This is a genomic window from Micromonospora sp. CNZ295 (genome assembly GCF_004217535.1).
This window is the reverse complement of the sequence record NZ_SHKZ01000001.1, coordinates 4,887,973-4,904,945: the sequence shown is the minus strand read 5'-3', so window position 1 is coordinate 4,904,945 and position 16,973 is coordinate 4,887,973. Positions and strand designations below refer to the sequence as shown.

Sequence of the window (16,973 nt, the reverse complement as noted above, 5' to 3'; positions counted from 1 at the left end):
GCCAACCTCGCGACCCAACACCGCGCCGGCTCGAAACGTCCCGGCAGTAGAGGACAGATCGCAGTGCAGGGACGAGCGCGGCTCCTGATCGACCCATCGGCGTCACAGCCCTCCGGGCCTGACGCCGGAGGCCTGGACTCAGGAGCCGCGCTCATGCCGTCATCGGCTCGGCTCGCTGGTGGAACCATCGCGGTCACCGGACTGCATTGCGCTCCGCCCAGCAGGCTGGCGCTCGTACGCCTGCTCGGAATCAGCCCTCGCCACGGTGTCGGCGAAGCTCAAGATTGCCTCAACTGCCCAGGCCGACTGCGATGAACATCCGCAGACGCCGGCGGGAAAGTGTCCGGGGCGGGCGTTAGCGTGCCGCCATGATCGTGCTTGACCGCCGCACCCTGAATCGGGCGCTGCTGGCCCGCCAGCTCCTGCTGCAGCGGCACGACATGCCGGTCGCCGACGCCCTCGACCACCTGGTGGGGTTGCAGGCGCAGGAGCCCCTGGAACCGTACGTCGGGTTGTGGAGCCGGCTGGCCGGCTTCCGGCCGCAGGCGCTGGCCGAGCTGCTGCTGAGCCGCCGAGCGGTCCGCACGCTGCTGATGCGCCGCACCCTGCACCTGGTGACCGCACGCGACTGCCTTGTGCTACGGCCCGTACATCAGGAGATGCTGGTCAAACGCATGTGGTCGACGTTGCGCCGGATGCTGCCCGGCGTCGACCTCGACGAGCTGACGAAGCGGGGCCGGCCGCTGTTCGAGGAGCGGCCACGTATGTTGACCGAGGCCGCCCGCGCAATCGCTGACCGCTGGCCGGGTGTGGAGCCGCGCTGGCTGGGTGACGCCCTCAGCACACTGGTGCCGCTCGTGCAGGTGCCACCCCGCGGTGTCTGGGGCGAGCGCGGCGCGGCCTACAACACCACGATCGAGGCGTGGCTGGGCCGCCCGCTGGAGCCGGGCTCTCCGGCAACCGTCGACGCGCTGGTGCTGCGCTACCTGGCCGCCTACGGCCCGGCGGCCAGCGCCGACATCCGCGCCTGGTCCGGGCTGAGCGGGCTGCGGGAGTCCATCCAACGGTTGCGCCCGTCGTTGCGGACGTTCCGCGACGAGCGGGGCCGCGAGCTGCTCGACGTGCCCGACGGCCCGCTGCCCGACCCCGAGACCCCGGCGCCCCCGCGCTTCCTGCCGGCGTTCGACAACGCGGTGCTCGGCTACGACGACCGCAGCCGCGTCATCGACACCGAGCATCGCGGGCTGAGCGTCACGGGTGCCCGTTTCCTGCTGGTCGACGGCCGGGTCGCGGGCACCTGGGCGGTCACCGCCGACGGCGGCACGGCGACGTTGCGGATCAGCCCGCTACGCGCACTCAGGACGGACGAGTGCGACGCTGTCATCGCCGAGGGCGAGAGCCTCCTGACCATGTTCCAGCCCGAGCCGGGAAGCGCCAACCACGTCATAATCACGGACGCTTGACGCAGGCCAGGGCCTCCGTTCGGTCGGACAGCTCCGAGACCTTCCCGGTGCCGCGGGTCCCCACGCGATCCCGGGCGTGGCCCGGGGAACTGGACTTGGCGGTACCCGCCCGCCCCCAGATGCGCCGGGTTCGCCGACTCCCGAGCATCGATCGAACCGCTACCGGTAATTTTCCGGAATCCCTGCTTGAAAACCCTGCAAGGGTCTGCCAACCTGATAGCCACAGATCAATGTGATCGCTAACATTGTCGTCCGGACCCTGGAGGTGCCTTACGACCATCAGGCCCACCCACTGCCCGGGTGGCACATCCACCACCTGGAGGTTGTCGGTGTGCAGGTCGCCTCTCAGCGAGTGGCGCGACGCGGCTCCAACGCCCGCAGCCACGTCTCGGCGGGCGACCGCGACCACTCATCGAAACCCTTCGTCTGCTGGTCAGGCGGCCAGAGCCGACTCGCCTCCGGCGGACGCCTGACGTGAGTCCTGGCCCGGTCGGCGGACCCGCATCGTGGGTCGCCGCCATTTCCGGGCACCCCCGAACAGCGACAAACATCCCCGATCCCACCAGTGGAGGATCAGCATGATCTCCCGGACCCGTCCCTCCGGGCGTCGACTTCGAGCGCTCGCTGTCCCCGGAACTGCCGCCACAGTTGCGATCCTCGTCGCGTCGTTGCTGCCAAGTCTCGCCCAAGCTGCCGAGTCCACCCTCGGTGCGGCTGCGGCCCAGTCCGGTCGGTACTTCGGTGCTGCGGTGGCGGCGAACAAGCTCTCCGACGGCACGTACGTGGGCATCCTGAACCGCGAGTTCAACTCGGTCACGCCCGAGAACGAGATGAAGATCGACGCGACCGAGCCGCAGCAGAACAACTTCACGTTCACCAACGCCGATCGGATCGTCAACCACGCCCTCAACCGAGGTTGGAAGGTGCGCGGCCACACGCTGGCCTGGCACTCCCAGCAGCCCGGCTGGATGCAGAACATGTCCGGCAGCGCGCTGCGCCAGGCGATGCTCAACCACGTCACCCAGGTCGCCACCTACTACCGCGGCAAGATCCATTCGTGGGACGTGGTGAACGAGGCGTTCGCCGACGGCAACAGCGGCGCCCGGCGCGACTCCAACCTGCAGCGCACCGGGAACGACTGGATCGAGGCGGCGTTCCGCGCCGCTCGAACCGCCGACCCGAACGCGAAGCTCTGCTACAACGACTACAACACCGACAACTGGACCTGGGCCAAGACCCAGGCCGTGTACCGGATGGTCCAGGACTTCAAGCAGCGCGGCGTGCCGATCGACTGCGTCGGGTTCCAGTCACACTTCAACGCGAACTCGCCCTACAACAGCAACTACCGCACCACGCTGTCCAGCTTCGCCGCGCTCGGCGTGGACGTGCAGATCACCGAGCTGGACATCGAGGGCTCCGGCACCACGCAGGCCAACACCTACCGCAGCGTGGTCAACGACTGTCTCGCGGTTCCCCGGTGCAACGGCATCACCGTGTGGGGGGTACGGGACTGTGACTCGTGGCGCTCCGGCGGCACCCCGCTGCTCTTCGAGTGCAACGGCAACAAGAAGGCCGCCTACACGGCCACCCTGGATGCCCTGAACGCAGCCAACCCCGGGCCAACCCCCACCTCCACCCCCACCGCTACACCGACCAGCGCACCCGGATCCGCCAACGAGATTTTCGGTACGCAGTCGGGCCGATGCATCGACGTACCCAACGCCTCACGTAACAACGGCACCCGAGTTCAGCTCTACGACTGCAACAAGCAGCCCAACCAGTCCTGGACGTACACCTCCAACAAGCAGCTACGGGTGTACGGGGACATGTGCCTGGACGCGGGTGGTTCCGGCAATGGCGCCGCGATCCAGATCTACAGCTGCCACAGCCAGACCAACCAGCAGTGGAACGTCAACTCCAACGGCACCATCAGTGGCGTTCAGTCCGGGCGCTGCCTGGACGTCTGGAGCACGGCCAACGGAGCACAGGTCCAGCTGTACGACTGCCACGGACAAGCCAACCAGCAGTTCAGGCTCCGCCCCCTCTGATGACGAGGGAAGCCTCGACGAACAACGTCGAGGGCATGCAGGTCTACCAGCCGCAGGGCTAGGCGTTGATCGCCGGATCGACGTCGACCGGGTGCGGACCGCGGTGGCGGCACTGCCGTCACCGCGGTTCCGTGGACGGGCAGGCTGTCCTGACGGTGGGCGTGAGTGCTGGTTGTGGCGGAGGCGGATACCCGGCCGGGAGCGGATGTGGTCCCACACCTGGCGGGCGAGGCAATGACGGAGATTCCCGCCGGGACCTGGCCACCGGGTTATGCCGCGATGTCGCCTGACCCGGCAGAGGGCGCCGTGGTGGGGGAGGGCTCGGCCCACCACGACCGCGGTCAGCAGAGCGATCACGGCGCCCCTGGCCGTCGACGACGACGAGCTGTCGGCCGTAAGGATCGTCTTCTCTTACAAGACGTTGAACCCCGACACGGCGCGGGTCTTCCGGCTGGTTGGCCGCCACCGCGGAGCTGACATCTCGCTGGACGCGGCGGCCAGTCGCCTCACCACGCCGCCCCCGTGCCCCCACCTGGAATCGCTGTGGGGCTGCACGTGCGCTGGCCCGCAGTGGACCGAACCGATACCGCCGTCACGACCTGTTGAAGCTCCATGCCAGGGAGCGGGCAAACCTAGGCGAGAACCCCGACCGATCCACGGAGCGCGGCGAACAGACCGCAAGCCCGGGCAATCGGAGCCCGCATGGTGCTGGTGCGCACGCGGCGCGACCTGGGCCCGTGCGAAGGGGCCGGGTGGTCGCGCCGGCACTGCTGACCGGTTCTGGCGCAGCACTGCGCGGACCGGCGGCGATCGGCCTCAACTTCGGCGATCCATTCAGCGATGATCTTGAAGCGGCGCCGGCTCCGAGCGCTGCGCGGGGACGCGGGAGCTTAGTACCTCAGTCTGTCTTTTGGGGAAACTGTCGCGACTGTCTGCCCTTGCGGCAATGGTGTCGCGGAGCGAAGGCGGCGGCGATAACCGCGTCAAGCTGACATGGCTCGTGCGTTCCAGTGGTCGGTACAGGGCGGTTGTCCGCCCCGGCTACAGCACGGTTTGCTCCCACGATCGCGAACGAGCGACGGCGAACTCAGGACCTCGGTCCGCACCTCAGTGGCCGATCTCGGTCCTTGGATAGGAGCGAACATGGCAATGAGAAGCACTGCAGGCGCAGGGGAGCGCTGGGGGCGGCGTGCGGTCCGGGGACGCCGCCACCTGGCGCTTGCGATGGCCATCGCGATTCTCCCACTCGGCTTGGCCGCCTGTGGAGGTGGCGACGGGGACGGCGGCGGTGGTAGTTCCGACGGCCTGAACTCGCTGTCTGTCGAAGAGCTGTACGAGCAGGCGAAGGACGAAGGCAAGCTCACCATCTACACCCCGATCAACGCGAAGGCGATGGCGGACGTGGCCGCGGCGTTCAACAAGACGTATCCCGGCATCAAGGTCGAGACGATCACGCTCGGCGTCGACGACCTCGTCGCGAGGGTGAACACCGAACAGCGAGGTGGCAAGTTCGTCGCTGACGTCATCACCGAGGATGGCATCCACACCAGTCAGCTGGTCTCGATCGATGGCCTCGAGCGTTACACGCCGCAGACGATGCCCGATCTTCCGGAGGGCGTGGACGACATTCCCGAGGGTTATCGGTCGATCGCTTTCGTCACGACGCGCGCAGTGGCCTTCAACCCCAAGAGCCTTCAGGCGAAGGGCATTGAGCCCCCGACATCGCTCGAGGACCTCACCAAGCCCGAATGGAAGGGCAACTTCTCCATGACACCGCACGGGGCTGACCTCTACACCAGTCTCATCGCGGCGATGGGGGAGAGCCAGGCGAAAGACCTGCTGGACCGGCTCGGCGCCAACGAGCCTCGGCTGGTCGAGAGCAACAGCCAGGCCATCACGCAGGTCCAGTCCGGCGAGCCGGCTGCGGCGATCTCGTACGGCACCTACGCCGCGCCGGCGAAGGCGTCGACCCCGGACCGCCTCGACTTCTTCAACACCAATCCGTTGCTGACGGTGCCCTACTTCCAGGTGCTCGCCAAGAACGCGCCGAATCCGGCAGCGGCTCGGCTCTTCATCAACTGGTGGGGTACCCAGGAAGGTCAGGACGTGATGATCCAGGCAACGGGATTCACGTCGGTGCGCAACGACGCCAAAAACGACCCCACCATCTGGGATCCCAACAAGTGGCGGCCGGTGTTCGCCCCGATGCTCAGCATGGATGGGTACAACGAGAAGCTCGACGAGTACCGCGAAGCCATCAATGTCCCCTGACCTACCGAGTGTGGGGCACGGCGATCACGTCCGTGCCCCCACGCCCATTGAGCATGAGGGATAGCCCGCTGCGATGACTCATCCCCCTGTCTTGACGCAACCACGCACCCGGAAACCTGCGGCAGTGCCGGAGAAAGCGGAACGGCCGCCCCTCGGCGGTCGAATCCTCGAGCGCATTTCGGTGCGCAGCATCGCTCTGATTGTCTCCGCTCTAGTGGTCGGCTACCTGGCGCTGGTGCCGGTGGCGACCATGTTGTATGCCAGCTTCCGGACGACGTTCCTTTCGGCTGAGACGTCGTCGTGGACGTTCGACCATTTCGTGGATTCGGTTCGCGATCCCGGGTTCGGGGACCTCGTCGCCACGTCCGTCATCTACTCGGTGGCTTCCGCCGTGCTCGCCACCACGCTGGGCTTCGGTCTCGCCTGGCTCGTGGCCCGCACCGACTGCCCGTGGAAGCCGCTGATCTGGGGAGCCGCGCTCTTCCCGATCATCCTGCCCGGCATCCTCGGCACGATGGCGTGGACGCTGCTATTGGCCCCCGACGCCGGGGCTCTCAACAACCTGTTCCGTGGGGTTGGACTTCCGACCTTCGACATCTACACCGTCCCGGGAATGGTGTTCGTAGAGGGCACCCGCCTCGCGCCGCTCGCCTTCCTCATGGGCTTGGCCACGTTCACCGGCCTCGACTCGAGCATGGAGGAGGCGTCGCGCATGTCGGGCGCGAAGCCGCTCAAGGTGTTCACCAGTGTCACCCTGCCGCTCGTGCGACCGAGCATCATCTCGGCCGGCTTCTTGATGGTTGTGCTGGCCATCTCGACGTTTGAGGTGCCCCAGATGATCGGCGTCCCGGGTCGCAATCACGTCTTTGTCACGAAGATCTTCGCCGCTACCAAGGAGTTCCCTCCCGACTACGGCATGATCGGCGCGATAGGCACGTACATCCTGATTATCGCGACAGCCGGTCTGCTGGTCTCGCAGTACTTCGTGCGTCAGTCGCGAGCGCAGACAATCACCGGCAAGGGTTTTCGCCCGACAAAAGTGCCCCTGGGGCGGTGGCGTTGGCTCGGCATGACCGTAGCCGGCTCGTTCTTCGTCATAACGGCGGTGCTGCCGATGCTCATGCTGCTGTGGTCATCAATCACCGATGGATACCGCTCGCCGAGCATCGAAGCTTTGAGCCACCTCACGTTCGACAATTACATTCAAATGTTCCAGACGCCGTCATTGCTTGCGTCGGCGCGCAACACCGTGCTCGCCGCGCTGATCTCGGCGCTGATCGTCACCGCGATCAGCATGGTGGTCGCCTTCATCACGGTCAAGACGAAGACGCGCGGGCGCGGTGTGCTCGACTTCCTCGCGATGGTCCCGATCGCCGTGCCGAGCATCATCATCGGCGTCGGGATCCTGTTCTGGTACCTCGTCGCCCCGCTTCCGATTCACCTGTACGGAACGTTGACCATCCTCGTAGTCGCCTACGTCACCGTGGGTCTGCCCTACTCGATGCAGTACATGGTGGCGGGCATGAATCAGATCCACCAGGACATGGAGGACGCGAGCTCGACCAGCGGTGGCACCTGGGGCAAGACGATCTGGCGGATCTACCTACCGCTGCTTCGGCCGGCGCTGCTGGCGTCCGCGCTCTGGACGATAATGCTCTCGTTCCGAGAGGTTTCGGCAATCATCCTGCTTTACACGAACGACAACCAGGTCCTGGCGGTAACGGTCTACAACCTCTGGTCCAACGGAAACTCCTATCCGCTCGTGGCCGCTCTCGGAGTCGTGATGACCCTGCTGCTCGTATGCCTTCTGCTGCTGATGTATCGCATCAGTCGTGGGCAGGGACTTTCGCTCTATCCCACCAATTCCGAAGGGTCAATGCGCCGATGATCTCGCTCGCTGGTCTTTCGAAGCGGTTCCCGACCAAAGGGAACAGCATCGATCGCGAATTCGCCGTCGACCATGTATCACTCGAAATTTCCGAGGGGCAGTTCGTCACCTTGCTGGGTCCGAGCGGCTGCGGGAAGACCACGACGCTGCGGATGATCGCGGGCCTCGAACGGCCGACCGACGGCAGCATTTGGATCGATGGAGACCTCGTCTACTCGCAGGAGTCCGGTCGCTACGTCCCCGCCCACGCACGGCCGATTGGCATGGTGTTCCAGTCCTACGCCATCTGGCCGCACATGACGGTGCTCGAGAACGTCGCCTACCCGTTGGCGATCCGGCGCGGCACGAGGAAGGCCTACGCCAGGGAGAAGGCCATGGAGGTCTTGGAGCTGGTCGGGCTGAGCGCGCTCGCTGACCGTCCGGCGCCCGACCTCTCCGGTGGACAGCAGCAGCGCGTCGCGCTGGCGCGCGCCATCGTCCGTGAGCCCCGGGTGCTGTTGCTGGACGAGCCGCTCAGCAACCTCGACGCCGGCCTGCGCGACCAGATGGGCGTCCAACTGCGCTCCGTGCAGCGCCGCCTCGGCATCACCACCGTCTTCGTCACCCACGACCAGGGCGAGGCGCTCGCGATGTCCGACCTGATCGTCGTCATGCGCGACGGGGAGATCGTCGAGCAGGGCACGCCCCGGGAGATCTACGCCGGGCCGCAGGACGCCTTCACCGCGCGCTTCATGGGTGTGTGCAATGTCGTTCACGGCGGCATCGAGGCGGTGGACGGCGCGATGGCGACGGTCGGAACGTCGCTGGGCACATTGTCGGCTCCCTGCGGTGCCGAGCTGACGACTGGTGACGCGGTCGAGGTCTACCTGCACCCGGAGAGCCTTGAGCTGCGCGCGAGCCGGCCCGATTCCACGGCCTGGAAGGGCGTCGTCGAGGTGGTCGTCTATCGGGGCGAGCACACCGACTACGAGGTGCAGACGGGTGGGCAGACCGTGAAGGTGCGGGTCTACCGCAGCGGCCATCTGTTCGAGATCGGGGACGAGGTGTGGGTGGCTCCCCTGGAGAGCGCCGCGCTTCTGGTCCGTAGAGACGCCGTCGAAGTGGGGCCGTCCGCCGCGCGGGCGAGTGCATGAGAGGAAGACCGATGGAGCAAGCCGGATGGGACAGGTTCCTGACCGACCGAGACAAGGAGGTCCTGCGGCGGGCAGGCCGCGAGAAGACACAGCCGTTCGGCTTCGGGACGAAGCCCGCGCTGCTCCTCGTCGATGTCTACTACGCCGCCTTGGGCATTGAGCGCGCCGACATCCTGGAGTCGGTCGAGCGGTGGCCCATGTCGTGCGGGAGTCAGGGTTGGGAGGCGGTCGACCGCACCGCAACGCTGCTGGAGCAAGCTCGCAACCTCGGCGTCCCGGTCGTTCACATCGGCCTGCTGACAGGCTTCCTCAGCCCGTGGGCACGCGAGACTCGCAACGTCCTCAGCAGGCTGACCGCCGAGGAGGAGATGCGGGCGTACCAGTTCGTGGACGAGGTCGCTCCGCGCGAAGGTGAGCTCGTGGTCAACAAGACGGCACCGAGCGCCTTCCAGGGAACCCCGCTCGAGTTCCACCTCACCGCCTTGGGGGTCGACACGTTGATCGTTTGCGGAGAGTCCACCAGCGGGTGTGTCCGCGCGTCGGTCGTCGATGCCGCCACGCATCGCTACAAGGTCGGTGTCGTCGCCGACGCGTGCTTCGACCGGACCGAGGCGTCGCACTGGATCAACCTCTTCGACATGGACCAGAAGTACGCCGACGTCATCGACCTAGCGGCTGCCGGCGACTACCTCGCTTCGGTCGCGCCGAGGGCCACTGCGGCGAGTTCGTGATGGACGAGATCATCGAGATCGACGCCGGTCAGCTCGCCGTCCTGTCGGCCGACGTGCTAGACCGCCCCGACGTCCCCTTCGAACGACGCGACGAGCACTTCCGGATCGACTGTGCCGGTATGGCTTGGGACGTCGCAGGGTGGCTGTACGAGCCGGAGGCCGGGCACCTGCTGCACGGCTCGGACGGCAAGGCGGTCGGCGCCCTGCTCCTCCATGGCGGCGGCAGCGACCACCGGTTCCTCGACAACCTCGCCAGCATCCTCGCGGGGAAGCTCGGTATCAAGACGCTCACCCTCACGTACCCGGGCCACTGGCACTACGACAGCGATGACCACGAATGGCCCGGCGAGCCTCTCGACGACGGCACCGGACGGCCGAGGCTGCCGATCTGGGACCGCACGGATCCGATCGGCCACGACGAGTACGAACTCGTGACATACGCCGACGACCCGGTGCTCCGGGCCAACGGCGGCACCGCGTTCTTCCTGGCCGCACGTCCGGGCACCCAGTTCTACCGGCGTCAGGCAGCGTGGCCCCTGGCCTACGAGTCGGCGTACCTCGACGCCTGCACCCGCAATTTCCCTGCGGACAAGTTCTCCCTGTACCTGCACGGGCACTCCACCGGCGGACCACAGGCGCACATGCTGCTGCAGCGGATCGGCAACGCGCGTGGGCTGATCGGCCTGGAGACCAGCTCGTTCGGGATCATCAAGAAGAAGATGGACCCGCCGGGATCCGGGGGCGAGCAGTTCCCGTTCAACTACCTGACCATGAGAACCTGGCGCGACACCGCTCGCTACCTGGGGTGGGAGGCCGGTGACATGGCCAGGCGTCACCTCCCGCTGTTGATGGAGCAGGTCTTCGAGGCCTGGGAGCGGCGCACGGGCGATCCCGGATTCAAGTCCGAGCAGTTCATCCAGTTCGCTGGCGAAGAGGCGCTCACGGCGGCGGCGAACGCCGTCGCGGACGATCAGGGTTACGACGCTGAAGCCCGCCGGGCCCTCGTCGACCGGTACCTCAGCTACACCAAGCCGCTGCCCGTCCCCGGGAACCCTCCGGTGCCGCCGCTGCTTTACATCATCAACGAGGGGAGTCGGGACCATCGGCTCGACAACTACTCGAACATCCTGCTGCCGACGCTGCGAACCTTCGACCCGGCCCCGAAAGCGCAGGTCTACTACCTGCGCGCCGGCATCCACAACTACAACAAGGCCACACCGGAGCTTCCGCGCGGCGTCGCCGCGGTGGGCGCCAAGATCTGGTTCGACGCCATCACGTCCGGCTACTACGACCGCTGACCGCGGCCCCCACCGCCGGGTGGGAGCCGCGGGTCACGTGCTCGATACCCCTACCAAGTCGATGGAGCATGCGCTATGGAGAACGGACTTGACGCACGCCTTGTGCAAGGCCTGAAGGACGCCGGTATCAACTTTGTCACCTACCTACCCGAAACCCGCCTGAGTCAGATCGTCCCACTGATACGTGACGATCCGGAGATGGAGCTGGTCCCGACGGCGAGTGAACAAGAAGCCGTGACCATCGCGGCTGGCGCCACCTTGGGCGGCAAGCAGGCTGCCGTATACATGGAGAGCACCGGAATCTATGTGTCGACCTACAGCCTGCTCGTGATCGGCAAACAACTCGGTGTGCCGATTCTCCTCGTTATCGCACATCTGGGCGGCGTGCAGGACCAGCGCAACAGTTTCCTCTACGCGACTATCGGCAAGCACACGATTCCGGTACTGGACGGGCTGGACATCGGGTACACGACGGTCAACGACGGCGACCAGCTCGAAACGAAGATCGCCGACGCCGTGCGAACAGGCAATGCCCGGCGCTCGCCCTTCGCCCTTCTCTTCTCCGGGGAGTTCTCCGTATGAACCGCAATGAGTGCCTGAAGTTGCTGGCGGACAGGATGACCGACCAGTTGGTGGTCACGTCGCAGAGCGGCCAGCGTATCGAGTGGTCGAACCTGTCGAAGCATGAGGGCAACCTGCTCGTCGGCATGATGGGTTGCGCGATAGGGGTTGCGACGGGACTGGCCAAGGCACTGCCGCACCGGAAGGTGATCGCGCTGGACTCCGACGGGAGTGTGTTGCTGTCGTTGTTCAACCTGGCGACCCTTGGCAACATGCGGCCGAAGAACCTGCTCGTATACGTCTTCGACAACGGCGTTTACAGCGGCAGCCGGATCAGCTATCCGACCGCAACGGCCGGCAATGCCGACCTGACGGCCATCGCGCGGGGTGCGGGTATCACCAATGCGCACACGATTGAGGACATCGAAGACTTCAGGAACAGGGGTCTCCGCGCGCTCGACGAAGACGAATTTGGATTCTATGTCTGCAAGGTCGAAGAGAGCTTTCTGCACCGGGAGATTCCACGACCCACCACAGATCTTGCCGAGAACAAGTACACGTTCGCGCGCTACCTCGAACGAACCGAGAACAAGGCTGTTCCGTTCATCGGCCGGGGCTGACGATCCCCGGTCGCTGGCCTCGACCTTATGGGCGCCGGAAATCGAGGAACTGCTGAAGTCCTGCTGGTGATGGTCGCCGGCAGGCAACGGGAAGGTGGAGAGCCATGCAGCTGGAACATGAGTTCACCGTGCCGGTCGGCATCGAGGAGGCGTGGCAGGTGCTGCTCGACCTCGAGCGCGTCGCGCCGTGTATGCCGGGAGCGGCGGTGACCCGGGTCGACGGTGACGAGTTCGACGGCACCGTCAAGGTGAAGGTCGGTCCGATGCAGGTGATGTACCGGGGCACGGGCCGGTTCGTCGAACGTGACGTCGCAGCCCGGCGAGTGGTCGTGGCGGCCAGCGGCAAGGAGGCGCGCGGCACGGGTACGGCGAAAGCGAAGGTGACCGGAACGCTGGTCCCCGAGGCCGAGAACGCGACGCGGGTGCAGGTGTTGACCGACCTGGCCATCACGGGCAAGCCGGCGCAACTCGGCCGAGGGGTGATGGACGAGGTCGGGCAGAAGCTGATTGGCCGGTTCGCCGAGTCGCTGGCCGCCGAGCTGGCCCACCGTCAACCGGCGACGGCCGCGGCACCGGCACCCGCTTTGGCGTCACCGTCCGCCGCCCCGTTTGCCCCGGCGGATTACTGGCCGGATCGGCGGGCCACCGAGGAGGCGATCGACCTGCTCGACGTCGGGGCGGTTCCGGTGCTGAAGCGGCTCGCTCTGCCGGCGGCCGCGGTCACCCTGGCGGCGCTCGTGGTGGCAGGGCTGTTCCGCCGGCGCCGGCATCGGCGCTGAGCGTCCCTCTTCCCGGGACGAGGTGATAACCAACGGAGGACGATCAGCGTGGTTGCCGGGACCGGTTGAACCTATTCGGTCGACGACCCCCGGTTTGAGCAGGTCCTCTGCCCCGCAGCCGGGCGGCCCGGGCGGCGGATCGGTGAGGAATCATGGCATTCGGTTGCTGGGGGAGCCGGTCGTTCCGCTGAGTGGGCGGGCGCGGTAGGCAGGCCCTGCCGGTACCGGTGTACTGGTCGCCGGTGGCGTGCCCAGGTGGAAAGGAGCCCCGCGTGGGGGTACGGCTGAAGGTCAACGGCACCGTACACGAGCTGGAGCTGGCCGATAACGCCCTGCTGCTCGATGTTCTGCGTGACCGGCTCGGACTGACCGGTGCGAAGCGCTCGTGCGACATGCAGGTCTGCGGTACCTGCACCGTGCTGGTCGGCGGGGAGCCGGTGAGCTCCTGCTGTCTGCTCGCGCACGACGCCGGGGACCACGAGGTGCAGACAATCGAGGGTTTTGCCGCTGAGGACGGGTTTGCAGCCGTGGCGGACGCCTTCGCCGCCCACAACGCGTTCCAGTGCGGCTACTGTGCGCCAGGTTTCGTGATGACTCTCAAGCCGCTCCTTGAGCGGGGCGCCCTACGCTCTCGCGAGGACGTCCAGCGGGAGTTCGCCGGGAACCTCTGCCGGTGCACCGGTTACCGGGCGATCGTGGACGCCATCTGCGAGATCGCCGGCATCCCGCCGGCGCCAGGACCCGACGCGGCCGTGACCACCGGGGAGCAGCCGTGACGCCCCCCGGTACCACCGTCGGGCGTTCGGTCACCCGGCCCGACCTAGCCGCCAAGCTGTCCGGAGCGGCGCTCTACGGAGCCGATCTGCCGGCACCCGGAGTGCTGCACGTCAAACTGCTGCGCAGCGTCGTCGCGCACGCCCGGATCGCTGCCCTCGACACCGGCGCCGCCCTTGAGGTGCCGGGCGTGGTGGCGGTGGTCACCGCTGCCGACCTCACCGACCTCGACGCCATGTGGGGTCACTATGTACGCGACCGGCCGATCTTTGCCGACGGGGTGGTGCGCTTCGTGGGCGAGATCGTGGCCGCGGTCGCAGCCGACACCGAGGAGGCGGCGGCGGCCGGGGTGACGGCTATCGAGGTCGACTACGAGGAACTGCCCGCCCTGCTCGACGTGGCCGCGGCGGCAGCGCCGGGCGCGGCCCGGGTGCACGACCGGCCACCACGTAGGGGTTTTTCCTGCCCGCCAGACACCCAACTGAGCACGTACAACGACTTCTACCACTACCGGGTCCAGCACGAGCGGGACGCCAAGGTCGACGAGACCGACGCCGTGGTGGTCGAACACGAGTACCTGTTCCCCGCGGTCTACCAGTACGCGATGGAGCCGCATGTAGTGATCGCGAGCTGGGAGCCGGACGGAATCAGCGTTCACTCCTCCTGCCAGCACCCATTCCTGGTCCGGCAGGAACTCGCCACCGTGTTCGGCCTGCCGGCGGAGCAGGTGCGGGTGCAGGTGCCGTACGTCGGCGGCGGCTTCGGCAGCAAGTCGTACGCGAAAATGGAACCGGTGGCGGTCGCGGTCGCCCGGGCAACAGGCCGCCCGGTTCGGCTGGTGAACCGGGTCGAGGATGCGATGGTGACCACCCGCCGGCACGGAATGCGCTGCCGGATGCGCACCGTTGTGCGCCCGGACGGGCGCTTCGTGTCCCGCCAGGCACGCATCTGGATGGACACCGGGGCGTACGCCGACAACGGACCGACGGTCACCATTGTGGCCGGGATGGCCGCAGTCGGCCCGTACCGATGGGAGCAGGTGGACGTCGACGCCGCCTGCGTCTACACGCACCTACCGCCGTCCGGGTCGTACCGTGGCTTCGGTGCCGCCCACCTGCAGTGGGTGGGTGAGTCGCAGGTCGACGAGGTAGCGGCACTGCTCGGCATCGACCGGCTGGAGCTGCGGCTGCGCAACCTGCTCGACCGGGGCGAAACCCTGATCCCGGGGCAGCGCCCGCTCGACGCCGACCTCGCTGGTGACCTGCGCGAGGTGGCCCGGCGCCTGGACTGGGGCGGCGAGCTGCCCGCGTGGCGGGGGCGGGGTATCTCTGTCGGCGTCTCACCGGCCGGTGTGTCGCCCCGGTCGAAGGCCCGGGTCGAACTGCAGCCGGACGGCCGCGTGGCGGTGCACGTCGGCTCACAGGAGATCGGGCAGGGCGCCCGGACCGTGCACGCCCAGATCGCGGCAGAGGTGCTCGGCCTTCCGGTGGAGCGGGTCGAGGTACCGCCCACCGACACCGGCCGGACGCCGTACGACCGTTCCACCGGAGCCAGCCGTTCGACGACGGTTGCCGGGCTGGCGGTGCAGCGGGCCAGCCAACGGCTGCGGGATTCGGTGCTGGCCGCGGCGTCCGAACGCTGGGGTGTGCCGATCGGTGAACTGACCCTGCGGGACGGGCGAATCAGCGCGGACGGCCAGTCCTGGGATCTCACCGAACTGGCGGCGGGCGGATCGATCGCTGCGGACGGCGACGCCGACGAGCTGACCGGACCCGGGCCGGCCCTGTTCTGGGAGGTCTGCGTGGCCGGCGCGGAGGTGTCGGTGGACCCGGAGACCGGGCAGGTCGACGTGCCCCGAGTGGTGACCGTGGCCGACGTGGGACGGGCGATGAACCCGAGCCTCGTCGAACGCCAGGACGAGGGCTGCACGCTCCAGGTGATCGGCAACGCCTTCTTCGAGGAGATGCGGTTCAGCGAGGACGGCGTCCTGCTCAACGACAGCCTGCTGGACTACCGGGTGCCGACGGTCCTGGACGCTCCCACCGAGATGACCTGCGTGATCGTCGAGAACGGCGACGGACCCGGCCCCTTCGGTGCCAAGGGCTGCGGCGAGGGAGTCTTCGGCGGCCTGACCGCCGCGCTGGTCAACGCTGTGACCGACGCCGGCGTGCCAGTTCGTGAGCTACCGATGTCCCCCGACCGAGTGTGGCGGTGGATCCAGCAGACCCCGGCCAGCGCTGACCCGGCCTGACCCGTCGAGATTGGAGCGCCATGCTGCCGACCTTCACCATCTGCCGGCCAGAGTCGGTCGCGGAGGCCTGCGACCTGCTCGCCGAGTACGACGGTGACGCCGTCGCCTACGCGGGCGGCACTGAACTGGTGGTGGCGATGAAGCTCGGCCTGGCCGACTACCCCGTGTTGGTCGACCTCAAGGGGGTTCCGGACCTCGCCGGCATTGCGGTGGCCGACGGCACGCTGCGCATCGGGGCAACCGCGACCCATCAGCAGATCGAGCGGTCGCCGGAGGTGGCCAGAGTGCTACCCGCGTTCGCCGCCGCGGAGCGGCAGGTGGCGAATCCGCGGGTGCGCAACAGCGGGACCCTCGGTGGGAACCTGGCCTTCGGTGAGCCGCACTCCGACCCGGCCACGTTCCTGGTTGCGGTCGGCGCGCGCATGTCCTGCCGGGGACCAGGCGGGGCGACCCGTACCGTGTCGGCGGCGGACCTGCTGCCTGAGCCGTTTCAGACCGTGCTCGCGCCCGATGAGCTCATCGTGCAGATCGAGGTGCCGCTGCCGCCTCCCGGCAGCGCCCTGGCGCACCAGCGGTTCGTGCTGGCCGAGCGGCCCGCCGTCGTCGCGTCGGTCCTGCTCACCGCCGCCGACGGGGTCGTCACCGCGGCGCAGGTTGCCGTGGGCGCGGCCACGCCGGTGCCGGCGAGCCTCACCGAGCCCGCGGGATTACTGCTCGGCGCTGGTGTCGATGCCGGGGATGAACTGCTCCGCCAGGTAGGGGTGGCCACGGCCGAAACGATGCTGGTGGCTTCTGAGGGCGACGAGGCGTACCTGCGCCAGCTCACCTCCGTGCTGGTCCGGCGCGCGACCGCGGAGGCGCTGGCGACCCTGCACGCGCGCGACTGATCGCGGCGGGCGAGGGCATGGAAACCGCGGACCACGCCCTGGCGGGAAAGCGCCGGTGCCGCTCGGCGCACTTCGATTCAGTCGGGTGAGCGCCAACGCCCCGGCGTTCGTCGTGGCGGCCACGAGAAGGCGGCGCTGGTGGACGGGCACGAGCGGGTTCGGTTCATCCGGCCTCACCACTTCCGTACTGCGGCGGCCGGTTAGGCGCCTCGCTGATCTGCCGCCGACCGGTGCTCATCTGACGAACGACGCGGACTGCTCGACCCGAC

13 protein-coding genes are annotated in these 16,973 nt (G+C 67.7%); all 13 read left to right on the top strand.

All coding sequences use genetic code 11. The features are described from left to right. The first annotated feature begins 368 nt into the window (after positions 1–368). Complete coding sequence (locus EV376_RS22895) at positions 369–1,463, top strand: winged helix DNA-binding domain-containing protein (protein ID WP_130326427.1); 1,095 nt, start codon at positions 369–371, stop codon at positions 1,461–1,463. Positions 1,464–2,212: 749 nt separating this feature from the next. Beyond that, positions 2,213–3,511, top strand: a complete 1,299-nt coding sequence (locus EV376_RS22890; protein ID WP_486482763.1) for an endo-1,4-beta-xylanase — start codon at positions 2,213–2,215, stop codon at positions 3,509–3,511. A gap of 1,224 nt (positions 3,512–4,735) precedes the next feature. After that, positions 4,736–5,782: an extracellular solute-binding protein gene (locus EV376_RS22885; RefSeq protein WP_165438064.1), complete on the top strand. Its 1,047-nt coding sequence runs from the start codon at positions 4,736–4,738 to the stop codon at positions 5,780–5,782. A 124-nt stretch (positions 5,783–5,906) separates the two neighbouring features. Beyond that, the gene (locus tag EV376_RS22880) at positions 5,907–7,670 is read left to right on the top strand and encodes an ABC transporter permease (protein ID WP_165438063.1); all 1,764 of its coding nucleotides are present in this window, start codon (positions 5,907–5,909) and stop codon (positions 7,668–7,670) included. Continuing rightward, entirely contained in the window at positions 7,667–8,803 is a 1,137-nt protein-coding gene (locus EV376_RS22875; protein ID WP_130326419.1) for an ABC transporter ATP-binding protein, read from the top strand. The genes EV376_RS22880 and EV376_RS22875 overlap by 4 nt, the downstream gene beginning before the upstream one ends. Positions 8,804–8,814: 11 nt before the next feature. Continuing rightward, complete coding sequence (locus EV376_RS22870) at positions 8,815–9,534, top strand: isochorismatase family protein (protein WP_165438062.1); 720 nt, start codon at positions 8,815–8,817, stop codon at positions 9,532–9,534. Then, the gene (locus tag EV376_RS22865) at positions 9,534–10,832 is read left to right on the top strand and encodes a hypothetical protein (protein WP_130326415.1); all 1,299 of its coding nucleotides are present in this window, start codon (positions 9,534–9,536) and stop codon (positions 10,830–10,832) included. The genes EV376_RS22870 and EV376_RS22865 overlap by 1 nt, the downstream gene beginning before the upstream one ends. Before the next feature lie 75 nt (positions 10,833–10,907). Then, positions 10,908–11,414 (top strand): thiamine pyrophosphate-binding protein, encoded by a 507-nt coding sequence (locus EV376_RS22860; protein ID WP_130326413.1) that lies wholly within the window; start codon positions 10,908–10,910, stop codon positions 11,412–11,414. Continuing rightward, positions 11,411–12,013, top strand: a complete 603-nt coding sequence (locus EV376_RS22855; protein WP_130326411.1) for a thiamine pyrophosphate-dependent enzyme — start codon at positions 11,411–11,413, stop codon at positions 12,011–12,013. The genes EV376_RS22860 and EV376_RS22855 overlap by 4 nt, the downstream gene beginning before the upstream one ends. 104 nt (positions 12,014–12,117) lie before the next feature. Next, a complete protein-coding gene (locus EV376_RS22850; RefSeq protein ID WP_130326410.1) occupies positions 12,118–12,792 on the top strand; it encodes an SRPBCC family protein in 675 nt (224 codons plus the stop codon). A gap of 272 nt (positions 12,793–13,064) precedes the next feature. Next, on the top strand, positions 13,065–13,568 hold the full coding sequence (locus tag EV376_RS22845; RefSeq protein WP_165438061.1) for a 2Fe-2S iron-sulfur cluster-binding protein: 504 nt from the start codon (positions 13,065–13,067) through the stop codon (positions 13,566–13,568). Next, positions 13,565–15,817, top strand: coding sequence for a xanthine dehydrogenase family protein molybdopterin-binding subunit (locus tag EV376_RS22840; protein WP_130326406.1), 2,253 nt, complete (start codon positions 13,565–13,567; stop codon positions 15,815–15,817). Before EV376_RS22845 ends, EV376_RS22840 begins: the two co-directional genes overlap by 4 nt. A 20-nt stretch (positions 15,818–15,837) precedes the next feature. After that, the gene (locus tag EV376_RS22835) at positions 15,838–16,704 is read left to right on the top strand and encodes an FAD binding domain-containing protein (protein ID WP_130326404.1); all 867 of its coding nucleotides are present in this window, start codon (positions 15,838–15,840) and stop codon (positions 16,702–16,704) included. Positions 16,705–16,973: the final 269 nt, after the last annotated feature.